The organism is Sphingopyxis sp. LARHCG72 (genome assembly GCF_052871675.1).
In genome coordinates this window covers 307,482-321,923 of record NZ_JBIXJU010000005.1, presented here as the reverse complement: position 1 = coordinate 321,923, position 14,442 = coordinate 307,482, and the positions used below count along the sequence as shown (strand labels likewise).

Below are 14,442 nucleotides of genomic sequence, written 5' to 3'. Positions count from 1 at the left end.
CATGCCCGCACCAACGTTGACGACCGCGCGCCTCGTGCTGCGCCAGCTGCGCGAGGACGATGCCGCGGCGCTGTTTCCCGTGCTGTCGGACCCCGAGGTGATGACCTGGTGGTCGAGCGGGCCGCATGAATCGCTCTCCGAGACGGTAGACTATGTCAAAGGCAATGCCAGCGAGGGGCAGGGCTTCCTGTGCTGGGCGATCACGGCGGGTGACGATGCGGCGCTCGGGTGGGTCATCCTGATCGACGGCAAGCCCGACGTAAAAGAGATCGGCTATATCCTGCACCGCGACCATTGGGGCAGGGGCATCGCGCGCGAGGCGGTCGCGCGGGTGATCGATCATGGCTTCGATGACCTGAAATTGCGCCGAATCTTCGCCGACACCGACCCCGAAAATGCCGGTTCGATCGGACTGCTCGAACGCCTGGGCTTCCAGCGCGAAGGCCATCTGCGCGGCGAATGGGAAACGCATATCGGGGTGCGGGACTCGCTGATCTATGGCCTGCTGCGCGACGAATGGACATTGGAGAAGACGAGATGAGCGACCGCTATACCGACAAGCCCTTCCTGCGCTTTGTCGATGCCTGGGTATTGAAGGCGATCGGGCATCTCGACGAGGCAACCGAAACTTATTGCAAGGCGATGGCGCCGCAGCTCCAGCAAAGCTTCGGTGTCACCGGCACATGGGAGCGGATCGTCGAACAGCAGATGAAATTCGGGCCCGACCTGCCTGCGCAGATCCGCAAGATATGGACCGATGGCAAGGCAAGGTTCGCCGAGGGCAATGGTGCGGCGCCCGATCCGGCGCAGTTCGCGATGATCTTCGTCGACCGCAATTTCGGCCGCAGTTAAAATGGGGAGGGGCGTGCGCACCCTTCATATCATTACGGCGCTGGCCGCGTGGGGTGCGCTCGGGCTGCAACTCGCCTTGTCGCTTGCCGCCGCGCCCGAAGCCGGGCAGTCGGTGGCCGCGGCGATCTGGCGTTTCCTCGGCTTTTTTACCGTCCTCACCAATTTGTTCGTCGCGATCGTCGCAACGGCTGCGGTGCTGGCACCGCGTCAGGCGCTCGCTTCGACGCGGGTGCGTTTCGCGGCGCTGATCGCGATCCTGTTGGTCGGTATCGTCTATTCGCTCGCGCTGCGTCACATCTGGAATCCGCAAGGCTGGCAAGCGGTCGCCGACCACGCACTTCACGATGCGACGCCGCTTCTGTATCTGCTTGCCTGGCTCTCTGGGCGGCACGGGGCGCTTGGCTGGCGCGACGCGCCGCGGGCGCTGGTCTTTCCCGCCGCCTACCTCGCCTATGCGCTCGCGCGCGGAGCGGTTGAAGGCTGGTACGCTTATTATTTCCTCAACCCCGCGGAGCAGGGCTGGGCACAGTTCCTCGTCAGCGTCGCGGCGATATTGGGGGGCATCATGGCGGCTGCCTGGCTCGTGATCGCCCTCGACAAGTTTCTTGCCCGGATGCGCTAACAGTGGCTTGTATTGATATCACGATATGATATCATGGTTTCATGCGCTTCCTCGCCGACATTCCCGACGATGATATCCAGTGGCTCGACGCGCTCGCCGCCGGGCAGGGGCTGTCACGCGCCGAACTCGTTCGCCGCGCGGTCGCGGCCTATCGCGCCGATGTGTCGGGTGACGCGATCGACAATGCGTTCGGCATCTGGAAGGGGCGCGACGATATCGGCGACGGGCTGAAATATCAGCGGCGCCTCAGGGGCAAGCGCGAATGATCGACGCGCAGTTCGACAGCGATATTTTGATCGACGCGCTGAACGGCGTCGAGGCCGCGCGCGCCGAAATCCGCCGTGCCGGGCGCAAGAGCGTCAGCCGGATCAGCTGGACCGAGGTGATGTCGGCGGCCGACTCCGCATCGGTGAAAGCGGTCGAGGCGTTTCTCGGCTGTTTTCAGGTCGAGGAAGTCGGCGATGCGGTCGCGCGCCGTGCCGCGGCGCTGCGCGCCGAGCGCAAGGGCTTGACCTTGGCCGACGCTTTCGTACTGGCGACCGCGCAGATCAGCGGCCGCATCCTCGTGACTCGCAATATCAAGGTGTTCCGGGCCGCAATGCCGGGTATTCGCGTTCCCTACACGCTCTAACGAAAGCCAGACCCCATGTGCGGAATTATCGGAATCATCGGCAAGGACCAGGTGGCGGACCGGCTGGTCGATGGCCTCAAACGCATGGAATATCGCGGCTATGATTCGGCGGGCGTGTGCACGGTCGAGGGCGGACAGCTGATCCGCCGCCGCGCCGAGGGCAAGCTCGGCAATCTCGTCAAGGAGCTGGCGGGCAATCCCGCGCCGGGTCTTGTCGGCATCGCGCACACGCGCTGGGCGACGCACGGCGCGCCGACGACAAGCAACGCGCACCCGCATGCCACGGGCGAAGTCGCGCTCGTCCACAACGGGATCATCGAGAATTTCAAGCCGCTGCGCGAGGCGTTGCAAGCGCGCGGCCGGACCTTCGAAAGCGAGACTGATACCGAAGTCGTCGCGCATCTCGTCTCCGAACAGGTCGAGGCGGGGCTCTCGCCGCAGGATGCGGTGAAGGCGGTATTGCCCCAGCTTCGCGGCGCCTTTGCGCTCGCGATCGCCTTCCGCCAGCATCCGGACCTGCTCATCGGCGCACGCCTCGGCTCGCCGCTCGTGGTGGGCTATGGCGAGGGCGAAACCTACCTCGGCTCGGATGCGCTCGCGCTTGCGCCGCTGACGCAAAAGATCGCCTATCTCGACGAAGGCGACTGGGTCGTCATCACGCGCGAAGGCGCGCAGATCTTCGACGCCGACAATAATCCGGTAACACGCGAGATCACGACCAGCGGCGTCACCGCCGCGGCGGTCGAGAAGGGCAATTACCGCCACTTCATGCAGAAGGAGATTTTCGAGCAGCCGACGGTGGTCGCGCAGACGCTCTCCTCCTACATCCGCCCGCTCGAACAGACCGTTGCGCTGCCGCAAATGGATTTCGACCTGTCGAAGGTCGAGCGCATCACCATCGTCGCATGCGGCACCAGCTTCTACGCGGGCATGGTCGCCAAATATTGGTTCGAGACCTTCGCGCGTGTCCCGGTCGACATCGATGTCGCGTCCGAATTTCGCTACCGCGACCCGGTGCTCCAGCCCGGGGGCCTCGCGCTCTTCATTTCGCAGTCGGGCGAGACCGCCGACACGCTCGCGGCGCTCCGCCATTGCAAGGCGAACGGACAGACGATCGCGGTCGTCGTCAATGTGCCGACGAGCAGCATGGCGCGCGAAGCCGACCTGCTTCTCCCGACGCACGCGGGCCCCGAAATCGGCGTCGCGTCGACCAAGGCGTTCACCTGCCAGCTCGCGGTGCTCGCCGCGCTCGCCGCGCACCTCGCGCTCAAGAAGGGCAAGCTCAGCGCCGCTGACGAGCGCGAGATCGTCAAGCATCTGATCGAAGCGCCCGCCGCGCTCAACGCCGCGCTCGCGCACGACGAGGAAATTTCGAAGATGGCGCACCTCGTCGCCCCGGCGCGCGACGTGCTCTATCTCGGCCGCGGCCCCGATTACCCGCTCGCGCTCGAAGGGGCGCTCAAGCTCAAGGAAATCTCGTACATCCACGCCGAAGGCTATGCCTCGGGCGAAATGAAGCACGGACCCATCGCGCTGATCGACGAAGCGGTGCCGGTGATCGTCCTCGCCCCGTCGGGCCCGCTGTTCGAAAAGACCGTGAGCAACATGCAGGAAGTGATGGCGCGCGGCGGCAAGGTCGTGCTGATTTCGGACGCCGAAGGCCTCGCCGAAGCCGGCGACGGCTGCATGGCGACGATCGAAATGCCCAAGGTCCACCCGCTGATCGCGCCGCTGGTCTACGCCGTGCCGGTGCAGCTCTTGGCGTACCATGTCGCCGTGGCGAAAGGCACCGACGTCGACCAGCCGCGCAACCTCGCGAAGTCGGTGACGGTGGAATAGCCGTTTGGCACGATTCTACCGATATATCCATGTCAGCGACGATGGCCATGCACCGTGCGTCGATCACGGCCTGATAACGCTCGCGACTTGCAAACCCCAGATACGCAGTAGCGCAAAGGTGGGCGATTGGGTTGCGGGCTATATGCCAAAGGGGCTTGGGGAAGGTTTGGTGACCTGGGTCGGGCGCGTTGCCGAAACCGTGTCGCCGACCGACTATGAACGGCGCTTTCGCGGTCGGAAGGACGCCCAATACCGATTGTCGGACGATGGGCATGTCGAGCGGGTCGATCCCGACTATCACCCCGGCATCGCCGAGCAGCGCAAGGACATGTCCGCGAAAGTACTGATCTTTGACCCGAACGCGTCGTGGTATTTTGGGGATCGGCCGATAGAGCTTCCGTCGATGTTCGGAGTCCTCGCCGCATCTGGGCAGGGGCACCGCGTGAATTTGCGTTTGCCTGACGACATCGCACAGATTGAAGCGTGGTTGCATGGGCAGGTGGTGGCGGGAGTCCATGGTGACCCGCGTGACGGCGCTGGTTGTGGAACTCCGTGCTCGACCACACCCCCCCAGGGCCAAGAGACGTCGATCGGGCGGATGTTGAGTTCGAGGCCTTGATCCCCGCAGCCATCATCTTCGACTTCGATGGCGTGATCGCCGACAGCGAGGTGCGCGCGAACCGGACGCTTGCCGAGAGCCTGACCGCGATCGGGCTGCCGACGACTTACGAGGACTGCCTGCGCGATTATTGCGGACATAATTGGCAGGAGACCGAGCGGCGTATCGTCGCGCGCTTCGGGCAGCCCTTGCCCTCCGATTTTCGCGAGCAGCACCGCGCGCGGGCGCGCGAGCGCTTCGCCGAGGGCTTCGCGCCGGTACCGGGCGCGCCGGCCTTCCTCGACACCCTCGATGCGCGGCCGCGCGCGATCGCTTCTTCGAGCAGTCCCGACTATATTGCGATGTCGCTCGGCCGCTTCGGTCTGGGGCATCATTTCGGCGCGCATGTCTACAGCGCCGACGGCTGGGACCGCGGCAAGCCCTTTCCCGACATCTATCTCGCCGCGGCGAAGGGGCTGGGCGTCGATCCGGCGAACTGCCTCGCGATCGAGGATTCGCCGATCGGGGCGCGTGCCGCGATCGCGGCGGGGATGACCGTCATCGGCTTTTGCGGCGCGGGGCATATCGTCGACCGCGCCACGCATGGCGAGATGTTGCGCCGCGCGGGGGTTCACCATGTCGCGATGACGTTCGACGAAGTCACGGCTTTCGCCTGACCCGCCGAAGGGGTGGTTGGACCCGCGCGAAAAACCGCTGTCCTATCATGTCATGCTGGATTAGCTTCGCGCTCGGTTCGATCCCGATCACCGGACGAAACATGAAATTGCGAGTAAAGTTGCCCAGTTTTCTGCGACTTTCCGGAGCCGGCCCCAAGGAGAGAAACGATGTGCACCGACAACACCGAAGCCGATCTCGACCGCGCCGGAATGCCCGTCGCGCGGCGCAGCTTTGCGGCGCTTGCCGGGACGGGCGCGCTGATGGCTGCGCTTCCGGCGCGCGCCCTGGCCGGCAAGCCGGTGAAGGGCCGCGACGTCACGATCAAGACCGCCGACGGGACATGCGACGCTTATTTCGTCGCGCCCGCGACCGGCAAGCATCCCGCGGTGCTGGTGTGGCCCGATATTCGCGGACTCCGGCCCGCGTTCCGCCAGATGGCCGACCGGCTGGCGGGCGAGGGCTATGCCGTCCTTACGGTCAATCCCTTCTACCGTTGGCAAAAGTCGCCCGTCGTCGACGCCGCGAACGATTGGAGCAATGAGGCGGTTCGCCAAAAGCTGTTCGGCTATCTGAAGCAGCTCACGCGCCCGATCGTCGAGACCGACGCCAAGGCGCATCTCGCCTTCCTCGACGCGCAGAAGGAAGTCGATCGCAAGCGCCGGATCGGCACGACGGGATATTGCATGGGCGGCGCGATGACGATCTACACCGCGGCGCTGAAACCCGACCGCGTTGGCGCGGCGGCGAGCTTCCATGGCGGCGGCGTTGGCACCGACAAGCCCGACAGCCCACACCTGCTGATCCCGGGAACCAACGCGGGTTATCTCTTCGCGATCGCGGACAATGACGACAAGGAAACGCCGAACGAGAAGGTCTTGCTGAAAGCGGTCCTCGAGCCGCGCAAACAATGGCACGAGGTCGAGGTCTATGAAGGCGCGATGCACGGCTGGTGCCCGCCCGACGGCCGCGCCTACAATGAAGCTGCGGCCGAAAAGGCGTGGGCGCGGATGCTCGCGCTGTTCAAGGCCGAACTTGCCTGATCGCTAGCCGGGCAGGGCGCCCAGCAACGCCTTGCCGCGCGGCGACAGGCGGTATCCCGTCTCGAGGCTTTCGGTCAAGCCGAGCTCCTTGAGCTTGCGGATATTCTGTTTGAGCGCGGCTTTTTCGACGCCGAAAGCGCTGGCGATATCCGCCGCGGGTTGCCCCTCGTGGAGCGCGATATGGTGCAGCACGGGGCGTGTCCATGCCCCGCCGGAACCGCGGTCGAAGCGGTCGAGCCGCTGCGTGAGCGCTGCTATGTCTCCAGCCGAGAGGTCCGCGCTTTCGCGCAGGGCGATGCGCGGATCGCCGCGGTTGAAGCGGAAGGCGATGCGATAGATATCGCCCTCCTGCCGCGCGTCGAGTTCGGCGAGCAACCCGGCGCGCGTGGCAAAGCCCGCCGCGCGCGCGTCGGCTTCCGAAATGACGTCCGCAGTGCAGGTGTCCAAGGTATCGATCGTGAGTTCGCCGATCGCGGTGCGCAATCGCCCGCCGGCCTTCACCGTCGGCCGCCGCCAGCGCCGGAAGGCAAGCGTGACCTCGCCCGCCTTGATCCGGTCGAGAAGGGCGGCGCGAAAAAGCATCGGGCCGCCGCGTGCTCAGTGCGCGTGCGCGCCGCCGCTCGCGGCGTAGCTGGCATAAACGCGCTGGCCGGCGGGGCCGAAGGTCATGACCTTATACGCCTCGCGGTGGTCGCCATGCTCCATGCCGGGCGATCCCATCGGCATGCCGCCGACCGCGAGTCCCTTCACGCCCTTCGGCTTTTCGCGAAGCAGGCGGGCGATCTCTTTGGCGGGGACATGCCCTTCGATCACATAGCCGCCGACGAGCACCGTGTGGCAGCTGCGCAGCGCCTCTGGCACACCCTGCTTGTCCTTGACCGCGTTCATGTCGGGCGAATTGACCACGACCGCTTTCTGCCCGAACGAGGCCTTCACCTGTTCGAGCCATTTGAGGCAGCAACCGCAGCCGGCGTCGCGGAACATCACCGGGTTTGCCGCATGCGCGGTGCCGACGATGGCAGAGAAAGCGGCGAGGGCGAAAAACGCGCGGCGGGCAGGAGTCATCGCAAATCCTTTTGGCAGAACGGAATCTGAAGCTACAGGCGGACCTTATGAAAGTCCATTTCATCCGGTCGGGCGAGCGCCGCTATGGCATGCGGATCGAGCGTACGGGTGCGCCGGTGCTGGTGATGGATCCGGCGCCGGGTTTCGATCCCGATTTGCCGCACGACATGGTGCATTTCGTCGTCGAGGCGGCGCTGAAACTCAACACCGGCGTGTTCGGTCAGATCGCTGCGGGCGGCGACGCGGGTTCCTTCCATGTCGAAGCGGGCGGTGCCCTGTCGGCGAAGGAGCGCCAGCGCGCGGCGCGCAAGCAGGTCGCCAAGGGCGCGAAGCTGATCAAGAATCAGGGCCGCGAAGGCGAATTGTCCGAAATCGCCGCCTTCCTGTTCGATATCGCGTGGCGGAGCGGCCAGCGCCCCGACAGCGCGGCGCAGCGCGCGGTGATCGGCGAGACCGAACGGACCCGCGCCTCGCTCAGTGCCGACGAACGCGCGCGGATCGATGCGGCGCGGCCGCGCGTGTTCGAGGATTTCGAGCGGCTGTCGAAAGCGTGGCGTGCGCTGCCTGTCGGCGATGCGTTGACCTTCGAGTGGCCGTCCACTCAGCCCATCGGGTAGAGGATGTCCTTGCTGACCTTGTTGAGCGCCTTCATCACATCGTCGCTCAGCACCAGTTCCATCGCGTCGAGGATCGGATCGACCTGATCATAAGCACTGACGCCGACGATCGTCGAGGCGACGAAGTCGTGCTGTTTCGACCAGGCAGTCGCCATCGTCACCGGGTGCAGCCCGGCCTCTTCGGCGATCGCGAGGTAGCGCTCGGTCGCGGCAAGGCTCTTGTCGTTGACGAAGCGCCGCCCCATCGCGGCCTGCCGGCCCTCCATCTTCAGGTAGCGTGAGAAGCGTGCACCCTCGGGAGTCGCGCCGCCCTGATATTTGCCCGAAAGCACCCCGCCGGCGAGCGGCGAATAGGGGATCAGGCTCACGCCTTCCTGCCGGCACACCTGCGCCAGCTCGTCCTCGAAGCGGCGGTTGTTGAGGCTGAAATTATTCTGGATCGTGTGATAGCGCGCGCTGCCGAGCCGTTCCGACGCCGCGATCGACTTCATCAGCCCCCAGCTCGTTTCGTTCGAGCAGCCGAGGATGCGTACCTTGCCGGCGCGGACAAGCTCGTCGAGCGCGTCCATCATCTCGTCATAGGGCGCGTCATGATCGGGCCAGTGCGTCTGGTAGAGGTCGACATAGTCGGTCTGGAGCCGCGTCAGGCTATCGTCGACGGCCTGCATGATATTCTTGCGGTCGAGCGCGGTCATGCCATTCCGGCACGGCGACTTGAACCAGACGTGGCTCGGTCCCGACACTTTGGTTGCGAGGATGATCGCGTCGCGCGGCTTGGTCTTTAGCCAGCGCCCGACGATCTCCTCGGTGCGCCCGACCCATTTGACATCGGGCGGCACCGGATAGCCCTCCGCGGTGTCGTAGAAATTGATCCCCGCGTCGAAACAGCGGTCGAGAACGCGGAACGCCGTCACCTCGTCGGCCTGGCTGCCGAATGTCATCGTGCCCATGCAGATGTCGGACACATGGATAGCGCTTCGTCCGAGGCGGCGGCTTTGCATGGCTCTGGTCTCCGGTCAGAAGAGGGGAGCGCCGTGCATAGGTTGCGAACCGCAACCTTGCAATCGGATCAGATGAGAAGCGCGAGCGAACCGACGAGCAGTGCTGCCATCGTCCAGTTGAACGCCTTCAGCCGCGCCGGGCTCGACAGCCACCCGCGCAGTACCTGTCCCATCACCGCCCACAGGCTGGTCGAGGGTAGGTTGATGATGCCGAACACAACGGCGACGAGCAGTACCGCGCCCAGATTGCGGTCGGGCGCGTAGAGCGCGATCGCGGTCAGCGCCATCGACCAGGCCTTGGGATTGACCCACTGGAACAGCACCGCCTGAAAGAAGGTCATCGGCTTGCCGCGCGCGCCGGTCTCGGTGTCGGGTGCGGCGGCGTTGGCGATCTTCCACGCGAGCCAGAGCAGATAGACGACGCTCACTACCTTGAGAACGGTATTCAGAACCGGGAAAAGATCGAACAAGCCCATCAACCCGACGCCGACGAGGACGATCATCAGCGTGAAACCGATACCCACCCCCAACGCGTGCGGCACCGTCCGGCGCAGCCCGAAATTGGCGCCCGATGCCATCAGCATCATATTGTTCGGCCCTGGGGTGATCGACGAGACGAGCGCGAAGGCGGAGAGCGCGAAAAGGGTGGTCTGGTTCATGCGCGCAACATAATTCGTTTCTTCCCCGATGGATTGCAAAGATGGCCTGAAATCGGATAGATTATGCAATCTATGATCAAAATTGACGCTATTGGTCGCAAAATATTGCACGAACTTTCGACGGACGGGCGAATCTCGAACCTTGAGCTCGCCGAGCGCGTCGGACTGTCGCCCTCTGCTTGTCTGCGCCGCGTGCAGGAGCTTGAGCGCAGTGGGGTGATCAAAGGCTATCGCGCGGTGATCGACCCCGCGAAGCTTGGGTTGACCTTCCTTGCCTATGTGACCGTTGGCCTGTCGTCGCACACGAAGAAATCGCAGGTCGATTTCGAAGCTGCGATGGCGGGCGCACCCGAGGTGCGCGAATGCCACAATATCACTGGCACGATCGAGTATCTGCTGCGCGTCGAGACCGAAGACCTCGCCGCCTACAAGCATTTCCATACCGAGGTGCTCGGCGTGCTGCCGCAGGTCCATTCGATCACGACCTATGTGCTGATGGATTCGCCGAAAGACGAACGGGCATAGTTTTTCTTCGCCCGTCCGGCGAAGCGGTGCGCTTGAACCGCGGGCCCGCCGACCGCATATCGGTTGCATGACGAAACTCTCTTTCCTTGACCTCGTGCCCGTCACCGATACCGGCACGATCACGCAGTCGCTCGCCAACGCAGCCGATCTGGCCCGTCACGCCGAAGCGCTCGGCTATGCCCGCTACTGGGTCGCCGAGCACCACGGCATGGCGGGGATCGCCAGCGCCGCGACGTCGGTCGTCCTCGCGCATATTGGGCACGCGACCCAGAGCATCCGCATCGGATCGGCGGGTATCATGCTGCCCAACCATGCGCCGATGGTGATCGCCGAGCAGTTCGGAACGCTCGAAGCTTTGTTCCCCGGCCGTGTCGACCTCGGCTTGGGCCGCGCCCCCGGGTCGGACCAGCGCGTCGCACGCGCCTTGCGCCGTACGCTCGCGAGTGACGAGCGCCAGTTCCCGCAGGATGTGCTGGAATTGCAGGCCTTCCTCGCCGGCGACGAGCAACTCGGCATCACCGCGGTTCCCGGCGCGGGCACGCATATCCCGCTGTGGATATTGGGCTCAAGCACCTTTGGCGCGCAGCTCGCGGCGATGCTGGGGCTGCCTTATGCCTTCGCCAGCCATTTCGCGCCCGACGCGCTCGACGAGGCGCTCGACATCTATCGCCGCCAGTTCAAGCCGTCGGCGCAGCTCGCCGAGCCTTATGCGGCCGCGGCGTTCAATGCTTTTGCTGCCGACAGCCGCGAGGAGGCCGAGCTTCTCGCCTCTTCGCAGCAGCAGGCGTTTGTGGCGCTGCGCACGGGCAACCCGGGCCGGATGCAGCCCCCGCTTGCGGGCTACAAGGATAGCCTGCCGCCGAACGCGCGCGCGATCCTCGACCATGTGCTGCAATGCTCGGCGGTCGGCACCGCCGACGATATCGCCGCGGGGCTGAAAGCCTTCGTCGCGCGCACCGGCGTCGACGAGGTGATCGTCGCGTCGTCGATGTACGACCATGATGCGCGTAAACATTCGCTCGCGTTGACGATGGAGGCGGCGAAAACGCTGTAGCCGCGCTGCGGCGCTGTGTTGACGCGCCTCGGACTGCGGCAGTATAGGAGCGGCCCGACCAAGGGCGGCCCGCAAGGAGGGTCGCCTTTTTACTTTTGACTGAAAGGTGCTTGCCATGACGATCACGCCGCTGATGCCCGTATACCCCCGGTGCGGTGTGCGTCCGGTTCGCGGCGAGGGCGCCTATCTGATCGGCGAGCGAGGCGAGCGCTACCTGGACTTCGCGAGCGGCATTGCGGTGAACCTGCTCGGCCACGGCCATCCGCACCTGACGAAGGCGATCCAGGAGCAGGCCGCGACGCTGATGCATGTGTCGAACCTCTATGGCAGCCCGCAGGGTGAGGCCTATGCCGCGCGTCTTGTCGACAACACGTTTGCCGACACGGTCTTCCTGACCAATTCGGGCGCCGAGGCGGTCGAATGCGCGATCAAGACCGCGCGCGCCTATCATTCGAGCGCGGGCAATCCCGAAAAGCACACGCTGATCACCTTCAACAACGCCTTCCACGGCCGCACGCTCGGCACGATCTCGGCGACCAATCAGGAGAAGCTGCGCAAGGGCTTCGACCCGTTGCTGCCGGGCTTCGCCTATGCGCCGTTCGACGATATCAACGCCGCGCTCGATCTGGTCGACGACAATACGGCAGGCTTCCTCGTCGAGCCGATCCAGGGTGAGGGCGGCATCCGCCCCGCGTCGCAGCCCTTCCTGCAGGCGCTGCGCGACATTTGTGACAAGCGCGACCTGATGCTCGTGTTCGACGAAGTCCAGTGCGGCGTCGCGCGCACCGGCCATCTTTACGCCTATGAACATTATGGCGTCACCCCCGACATCATGGCGAGCGCCAAGGGTATCGGTGGCGGCTTCCCGATGGGCGCGTGCCTCGCGACCGAAAAGGCGGCGCGCGGCATGGTCATTGGTACGCATGGTTCGACCTATGGCGGTAACCCGCTCGCGTGTGCGGCCGGGCAGGCGGTGCTCGACGTCGTGCTCGAAGAGGGCTTCCTCGACCAGGTGAAGGCGACCGGCGAACGGCTGCGTGGCGCGCTCGAACAGCTCATCCCCAACCACGACCAGCTGTTCGACAGCGTCCGCGGCGTTGGCCTGATGCTCGGGCTCAAGCTCAATTCGGACAGCCGCGCGTTCGTCGCGCACCTGCGCGACAACCACGGGCTGCTGACCGTTGCGGCGGGCGAGAATGTCGTCCGCGTGCTGCCGCCGCTCAACATCGACGACAGCCACATCGCCGAATTCATCGAGAAACTGTCAGCGGGCGCGGCGAGCTACACGCCGCCTGAAGCCTGATGCCGCACTTCCTGAACCTGTCCGACGCGGGCGGGGATGCGGTCGCCGCGATGCTCGCCGATGCGATCGATCGCAAGGCGGCGCGCACCGGCTGGCCGAAGGGCAAGGTCGATGACGATGCGCCGCTGGCGGGCCATGTGCTCGCGATGGTGTTCGAGAAGAATTCGACGCGCACCCGCGCCTCGTTCGACATCGCGATCCGCCAACTCGGCGGTACCGCGATGATCATGGACGCGGGCGTGACACAGCTCGGGCGCGGCGAGACGATCGCCGATACGTCGCGCGTGCTGTCGCGCTATGCCGATGCGATCATGATCCGCACCGACGACCATGCGAAGGTCGAGGAACTCGCCGAATTTGCAAGTGTCCCGGTGATCAACGGGCTGACCGACCTGTCGCATCCGTGCCAGATTGTCGCCGACCTGTTGACGATCGTCGAAAGCGGGAAGGCGTTGCCGGGGCTCGAACTTGCGTGGCTCGGCGACGGCAACAATGTCCTTTCCTCACTGATCGAGGCGGCGGGGCTGTTCGGTTTCCACGTCCGCGCGGGGGTTCCGCAGGGCTATGATCCCGACCCGGCCTTCGTCGACGCCGCGCGCGCAAAGGGATCGCGCATCGACGTCGTGCGCGATGCGCGCGAGGCCGTCGCGGGCGCCGACCTTGTCGTCACCGACACCTGGGTGTCGATGGGGCAGGATCATGCGCACAACAAGATTGCGGCAATGGCGCCCTATCAGGTCGACGAGCGGCTGATGACGGCTGCGAAGTCCGACGCGATCTTCCTCCACTGCCTGCCGGCGCATCGCGGCGATGAAGTCGTCGACGCGGTGATCGACGGGCCACAGTCGCGCGTCTGGGATGAAGCGGAGAACCGCGTCCACGCGCAGAAGTCGATCCTGCTATGGGCGCTCGGGAAATTGTGAGTCCGGTATGAGCGAAACGATCGAAACCTGGTTCGACCAGCCCCTGCTGTTCACCATCGCCGAACGCCATGTGCGCGGGCGCCTCGTGCGGCTCGGACCGACGCTGCGGACGATCATCGCCGCGCACAATTACCCGCCGGTCGCCGAAAAGCTGCTCGCCGAAGCGCTCGTGCTCACGGTGCTGCTCGGCTCGACGCTGAAAGACGAGAACGGCCAGATGACGTTGCAGGCGCAGACCGGCGGTGGGCCGGTCGAACTGCTCGTGTGCGATTATCGCGGCGGCGAGCTGCGCGGCTACCTGAAGTTCGACGCCGAACGGTTGGCCGAGGTCGGATCCGACCCGACTTTGTTCGCGCTGTTCGGCGAAGGCTTTCTCGCGATCACCTTCGACCAGGCGACGACCGGCGAGCGTTACCAGGGCATTGTTCCGCTTGAAGGCGCTTCGATCGGCGAGGCGGCCGAGCATTATTTCGAGCAGTCGGAACAGATTTCGAGCCTGATCAAGCTCGCGGCGCGCCATGACGCCGAGGCGGGATGCCTCGCCGGCGGCCTGCTGCTCCAGCATCTGCCCGAGGGCGAGGTCGGTCGCGACCGGCTCCACGTCCGCCATGACAATCCCGAATGGGACCATGCGCGCACGATCGCCGTGACGCTCAAGGACGAGGAACTTACCGATCCCGCGACGTCGCTCGAAACGCTCGCGTGGCGACTGTTCCACGAGGACGAAGTGCGGGTCGAGCCGGGCTTAGCAGTATCGCGCGGCTGCCGTTGCAGCACGGGTTATTTTGCCGGTGTTCTGGCACAATTCCCCGCGGCCGAACGCGCGGACATGGCCGACGATGCGGGCAATATCGTCGTCGATTGCGCCTTTTGTTCGCGGATTTTCCCGATCCCGCTCGACGAAATTTCGGCAGGTACCTGACCTTTCGCCACCGACGAAGCGGTGTAATCTGGCGCCAAGCGGTTGAAATCGGGCTTCCCCATTGCTAGCTAAGGGAGAACGGGGTCGCAGTTCAGCCCGGTCACGGGTGGCCA

19 protein-coding genes are annotated in these 14,442 nt (G+C 65.1%); 15 read left to right on the top strand and 4 right to left on the bottom strand.

The window, feature by feature from the left end:
• Nucleotide 1: 1 nt before the first annotated feature.
• The 9 genes from ACIPPQ_RS13825 (at nucleotide 2) to ACIPPQ_RS13785 (ending at nucleotide 6,260) form a co-directional block, all read left to right on the top strand.
• Entirely contained in the window at nucleotides 2-541 is a 540-nt protein-coding gene (locus ACIPPQ_RS13825) for a GNAT family N-acetyltransferase (protein ID WP_446544640.1), read from the top strand.
• The gene (locus tag ACIPPQ_RS13820) at nucleotides 538-852 is read left to right on the top strand and encodes a hypothetical protein (protein ID WP_446544639.1); all 315 of its coding nucleotides are present in this window, start codon (nucleotides 538-540) and stop codon (nucleotides 850-852) included. The genes ACIPPQ_RS13825 and ACIPPQ_RS13820 overlap by 4 nt, the downstream gene beginning before the upstream one ends.
• 13 nt (nucleotides 853-865) lie before the next feature.
• Nucleotides 866-1,474: a Pr6Pr family membrane protein gene (locus ACIPPQ_RS13815; RefSeq protein ID WP_446544638.1), complete on the top strand. Its 609-nt coding sequence runs from the start codon at nucleotides 866-868 to the stop codon at nucleotides 1,472-1,474.
• 41 nt (nucleotides 1,475-1,515) lie between these two features.
• Nucleotides 1,516-1,740, top strand: coding sequence for a ribbon-helix-helix domain-containing protein (locus tag ACIPPQ_RS13810; RefSeq protein WP_446544637.1), 225 nt, complete (start codon nucleotides 1,516-1,518; stop codon nucleotides 1,738-1,740).
• Nucleotides 1,737-2,105 (top strand): PIN domain-containing protein, encoded by a 369-nt coding sequence (locus tag ACIPPQ_RS13805; RefSeq protein WP_446544636.1) that lies wholly within the window; start codon nucleotides 1,737-1,739, stop codon nucleotides 2,103-2,105. The genes ACIPPQ_RS13810 and ACIPPQ_RS13805 overlap by 4 nt, the downstream gene beginning before the upstream one ends.
• 15 nt (nucleotides 2,106-2,120) lie before the next feature.
• Nucleotides 2,121-3,944: a glutamine--fructose-6-phosphate transaminase (isomerizing) gene (glmS, locus tag ACIPPQ_RS13800; protein WP_446544635.1), complete on the top strand. Its 1,824-nt coding sequence runs from the start codon at nucleotides 2,121-2,123 to the stop codon at nucleotides 3,942-3,944.
• Between the two features lie 4 nt (nucleotides 3,945-3,948).
• Nucleotides 3,949-4,563, top strand: a complete 615-nt coding sequence (locus tag ACIPPQ_RS13795) for an Nmad2 family putative nucleotide modification protein (protein WP_446544634.1) — start codon at nucleotides 3,949-3,951, stop codon at nucleotides 4,561-4,563.
• Nucleotides 4,560-5,219: an HAD family hydrolase gene (locus tag ACIPPQ_RS13790; protein ID WP_446544633.1), complete on the top strand. Its 660-nt coding sequence runs from the start codon at nucleotides 4,560-4,562 to the stop codon at nucleotides 5,217-5,219. Before ACIPPQ_RS13795 ends, ACIPPQ_RS13790 begins: the two co-directional genes overlap by 4 nt.
• Nucleotides 5,220-5,387: 168 nt before the next feature.
• Nucleotides 5,388-6,260: a dienelactone hydrolase family protein gene (locus ACIPPQ_RS13785; RefSeq protein ID WP_446544632.1), complete on the top strand. Its 873-nt coding sequence runs from the start codon at nucleotides 5,388-5,390 to the stop codon at nucleotides 6,258-6,260.
• A gap of 3 nt (nucleotides 6,261-6,263) precedes the next feature.
• On the opposite strand, the gene ACIPPQ_RS13780 is transcribed toward ACIPPQ_RS13785, so the two are convergent.
• Complete coding sequence (locus tag ACIPPQ_RS13780; RefSeq protein WP_446544631.1) at nucleotides 6,264-6,842, bottom strand: hypothetical protein; 579 nt, start codon at nucleotides 6,840-6,842, stop codon at nucleotides 6,264-6,266.
• 15 nt (nucleotides 6,843-6,857) lie between these two features.
• Entirely contained in the window at nucleotides 6,858-7,325 is a 468-nt protein-coding gene (locus ACIPPQ_RS13775) for a DUF411 domain-containing protein (protein WP_446544630.1), read from the bottom strand.
• A gap of 47 nt (nucleotides 7,326-7,372) precedes the next feature.
• Between ACIPPQ_RS13775 and ACIPPQ_RS13770 the strand changes: the two genes are divergently transcribed.
• Complete coding sequence (locus ACIPPQ_RS13770; protein ID WP_446544629.1) at nucleotides 7,373-7,942, top strand: hypothetical protein; 570 nt, start codon at nucleotides 7,373-7,375, stop codon at nucleotides 7,940-7,942.
• Here the strand turns inward: ACIPPQ_RS13770 and ACIPPQ_RS13765 are convergent.
• Both ACIPPQ_RS13765 and ACIPPQ_RS13760 read right to left on the bottom strand, forming a co-directional pair.
• Nucleotides 7,927-8,943 carry an aldo/keto reductase gene (locus ACIPPQ_RS13765; protein WP_446544628.1) on the bottom strand — a complete coding sequence of 339 codons (1,017 nt, stop codon included), beginning with the start codon at nucleotides 8,941-8,943 and terminating at the stop codon, nucleotides 7,927-7,929. The two genes, ACIPPQ_RS13770 and ACIPPQ_RS13765, sit on opposite strands and share 16 nt — an antisense overlap.
• A gap of 68 nt (nucleotides 8,944-9,011) precedes the next feature.
• Complete coding sequence (locus tag ACIPPQ_RS13760) at nucleotides 9,012-9,602, bottom strand: LysE family translocator (protein ID WP_446544627.1); 591 nt, start codon at nucleotides 9,600-9,602, stop codon at nucleotides 9,012-9,014.
• A gap of 72 nt (nucleotides 9,603-9,674) precedes the next feature.
• On the opposite strand from ACIPPQ_RS13760, the gene ACIPPQ_RS13755 reads away from it, so the two are divergent.
• From ACIPPQ_RS13755 to hslO, 5 genes are all read left to right on the top strand, one after another.
• A complete protein-coding gene (locus ACIPPQ_RS13755; protein ID WP_446544626.1) occupies nucleotides 9,675-10,127 on the top strand; it encodes an Lrp/AsnC family transcriptional regulator in 453 nt (150 codons plus the stop codon).
• A gap of 67 nt (nucleotides 10,128-10,194) precedes the next feature.
• Complete coding sequence (locus ACIPPQ_RS13750; RefSeq protein ID WP_446544625.1) at nucleotides 10,195-11,181, top strand: LLM class flavin-dependent oxidoreductase; 987 nt, start codon at nucleotides 10,195-10,197, stop codon at nucleotides 11,179-11,181.
• A 115-nt stretch (nucleotides 11,182-11,296) separates the two neighbouring features.
• Nucleotides 11,297-12,484 carry an acetylornithine transaminase gene (locus ACIPPQ_RS13745; RefSeq protein WP_446544624.1) on the top strand — a complete coding sequence of 396 codons (1,188 nt, stop codon included), beginning with the start codon at nucleotides 11,297-11,299 and terminating at the stop codon, nucleotides 12,482-12,484.
• Entirely contained in the window at nucleotides 12,481-13,407 is a 927-nt protein-coding gene (gene argF, locus ACIPPQ_RS13740) for an ornithine carbamoyltransferase (RefSeq protein ID WP_446544719.1), read from the top strand. Before ACIPPQ_RS13745 ends, argF begins: the two co-directional genes overlap by 4 nt.
• 7 nt (nucleotides 13,408-13,414) lie before the next feature.
• Complete coding sequence (gene hslO / locus ACIPPQ_RS13735) at nucleotides 13,415-14,329, top strand: Hsp33 family molecular chaperone HslO (protein ID WP_446544623.1); 915 nt, start codon at nucleotides 13,415-13,417, stop codon at nucleotides 14,327-14,329.
• Nucleotides 14,330-14,442 lie beyond the last annotated feature (113 nt).